This is a genomic window from Planctomycetia bacterium, assembly GCA_034440135.1.
Classification (GTDB): domain Bacteria; phylum Planctomycetota; class Planctomycetia; order Pirellulales; family JALHLM01; genus JALHLM01.
Genome location: JAWXBP010000276.1, coordinates 1 through 2,655, shown reverse-complemented (window position 1 = coordinate 2,655; position 2,655 = coordinate 1). Strand labels below are relative to the sequence as shown.

Genomic DNA, 2,655 nt, shown 5'->3' with positions numbered 1-2,655 from the left:
GTCGCCACTCGGCCACCGCCGGGCTGAATCCGATTCTCGAAGCGGAACCCGGCGAGGGAAAAAACAACTCCGATGTGGACCTCTTCGAGCATGAAGGACGCACGTATCTGGTCTATGCGACCGGCGATCAGGCGACGTGGGGCGCCGCCCGGATGGCGATGTACGACGGACCGCTGCAGGCGTTCTTCGAGGGCTGGTTTCCCGTAGGAGCCAAGCAGATAGAGGTGACTGCTGCGCCTTGACGAAGTCAGGAGGCGACTCAAGCGGTGCGGCCGACGATTCACCGAAGTCGTCGCGCGTCGATGTGTGTTCCAGTTCGAAGTCAACACAATACAGACCACGTACATGACGCTCGCCAAATCGCTCGTTCTCGTGTGTCTTCTGCTGGCCGGGGTAGAAAACGGGGTAGAAAACGCAGGGTAGAAAACGGGTCAGAACTATTTACCAGCGCAGAAATTAGTTCTGCCGCCTCTTGTCCCGCACTTGCCTTTAAACTGCCCAGATAGTCGCCCCCCAGGCAGTCCCGTCTGTCAATCGCTCTTTTTGGCCACTCGCGCGACGGAGTGGAAGATTGATCCCGCTGCCACGAAAACGGGGGGCTTACGCCGCCCCGCTCGCCATTTGTTGGGTCTGAGCAATGTAGGTCACGCACTCCGTGCGTGACAGAATCACGCCGACGCGTCGCTTCGGGACCGCGTTCTCGAAACACGCCGAAGCGCCTTGTCACGCACAGGAGTGCGTGACCTACCGCTTGCCGCCGTCCGCTTTAGCGAAGCGGCCCGCGCGCATGGAGTGAGTCGCGACGCGAGCGTGCTCCCAAGGTTCGGGTTGCCCTTGCTGCTTTAGTTGCCGGCCGTGCCAGGCCCAGCGCTGACGAGCAAGGTTTCACCACGAAGTAGTCGTCACCACAAAGGACACGAAGGACACAAAGATACAAGGTAGGTTGAAGCTGCCGTTGATCGGTTCGAGGACCGACGGTTCTTCTTCGTGAACTTTGTGCTCTTTGTGGTTCTCGCATTTGTGGTCCGCCTTTTGGTGGTGCTCACGGTCGCGGAAGAGGTCGTGAGGCGTGTGGTCCGATCCGAGGAACCTTTGATAAATACTCCTTCTCCGTTGGGATAGTGATCCTGAATATCACGTCCCAACGGCGAACCCGGCCGCGCTTTTCAAAAGCCTGCGGCCCAGTCGGCGCGGACTCCCCGCGCGCTCGAATGCGAGCGATGGCATGAAATTCTTCGCGTTTACGTCGCCACGAGAATCGCGCCGCAACAGGGCAAGCCCTTCGGCGATCATCGCTTGCGCGCTCCAAGCACGATGCGTCGCTCGCTCTAACTCCGGCAGAAATCGTCTCGCGCGCGACAAACGCGTTTTTTTTCTGCGCACGCGCGAAAAAACGCGCATGAATGCACGGAAACGAGGTCAAACCGTGTTCGGCATTGCACTTACCACGCGCGCAAAACTGCGCACATTTGCGCAAAAGTGCGCGCTTTTGCGCAAAAGCAATTCGCCAGCGGCGAGAGCCCGTGGATCCGCTCGCCACGTCCTTCGTTCCGCAGGGGCGTGCCACGCTCGCGTTTGACGCCCCGCCTGGCACGGGTATCCTGAAGGCACTCGCCTCGCCGCCGCTTTTCCTCGCCGTTCGGAGCAACTCGCCGCGTGATTCTCGAAGGCCTCATCACGACGACCAATCCCGATACGACCGCGAACGTTTCGCCCATGGGTCCGATCGTCGATGCCGATTTTCGCCTGCTCGAGCTGCGGCCGTATCAGACTTCGCGGACATTCGAGAATCTGCTGCGCACGCGGCAGGGCGTGTTTCATGTCAGCGACGACGTCGAGCTCTTGGCCCGCACCGCCGTCGATCGACTCGAAGTCATGCCGCCGCTCTTGCCGGCTGAGGATGTCGAAGGCTGGATCCTGGCCGACTGCTGCCGCTGGTATGCCTTCCGCGTGCGATCGATCGATCAGAGCAAGCCGCGCGCGTCGATCCTGGCCGAGGTCGTCGGCGCGGGACGCCGGCGCGAGTTTTTTGGCTTCAACCGCGGCAAACATGCCGTTGTCGAGGCGGCCATCCTGGCGACGCGCGTCGACTTCCTGCCGCCCGATGAAATCTTGGACGAGTTTGCCCGACTAGCGATTCCAGTCGAAAAGACCGGCGGTCCGTCGGAACGACGGGCGTTCGAGTTTCTCGCCGACCATGTGCGCACGGCCTTGGCCGCGCGAACTCATTGAACCCACTCCGCTACCCCGAAGTTCAGCCCCAACGCACAGCCACCCCATTCGTAGCGACCATGTCCGGCAGAATCGTGTACGCCGCCGCGCCCAGCCGGCTCCATTTCGGACTGTTCTCGTTTGGACAGGTCGAGGGACCGAAGTTTGGCGGCGTCGGCTTGATGATCGACAATCCACAGCTCAGATTGACGATCGCACCGGCCGACCTGTGGGAAGTGCATGTTGCAGGGGAGTCGAATGGACCTGTCGCGGCGCGGATTCAACGGTGCGCGGACCGGCTCGTGCGGGCCGGCTGGCTGCGCGAGTTGCCGCGTTGCCGCGTGGAATTAGAGTCCCTTCCACGACAACACGCCGGATTGGGCAGCGGCACGCAATTGGCGCTGTCGGTCGCAACAGGGCTCAACGCGTTTGTCGGGGGGCCGC

The 2,655-nt window shown here is 61.6% G+C and carries 4 protein-coding genes; 3 read left to right on the top strand and 1 reads right to left on the bottom strand.

The genetic code is table 11. The features are described from left to right. Positions 1-242, top strand: a 242-nt coding sequence (locus tag SGJ19_16775; protein ID MDZ4781907.1) for a hypothetical protein, incomplete at its 5' end; no start/stop codon positions are given. Between the two features lie 892 nt (positions 243-1,134). Here SGJ19_16775 and SGJ19_16770 read toward each other — a convergent pair. Continuing rightward, entirely contained in the window at positions 1,135-1,293 is a 159-nt protein-coding gene (locus tag SGJ19_16770) for a hypothetical protein (protein ID MDZ4781906.1), read from the bottom strand. A 363-nt stretch (positions 1,294-1,656) separates the two neighbouring features. Between SGJ19_16770 and SGJ19_16765 the strand changes: the two genes are divergently transcribed. Next, on the top strand, positions 1,657-2,232 hold the full coding sequence (locus SGJ19_16765) for a DUF447 family protein (protein MDZ4781905.1): 576 nt from the start codon (positions 1,657-1,659) through the stop codon (positions 2,230-2,232). Between the two features lie 59 nt (positions 2,233-2,291). Next, positions 2,292-2,655, top strand: a 364-nt coding sequence (locus SGJ19_16760; GenBank protein ID MDZ4781904.1) for a GHMP kinase, incomplete at its 3' end; no start/stop codon positions are given.

Bases quoted from the DNA above. Each gene is read 5' to 3' on its own strand.
- SGJ19_16770 (MDZ4781906.1), bottom strand. From the start codon at position 1,293: ATGATCGCCGAAGGGCTTGCCCTGTTGCGGCGCGATTCTCGTGGCGAC.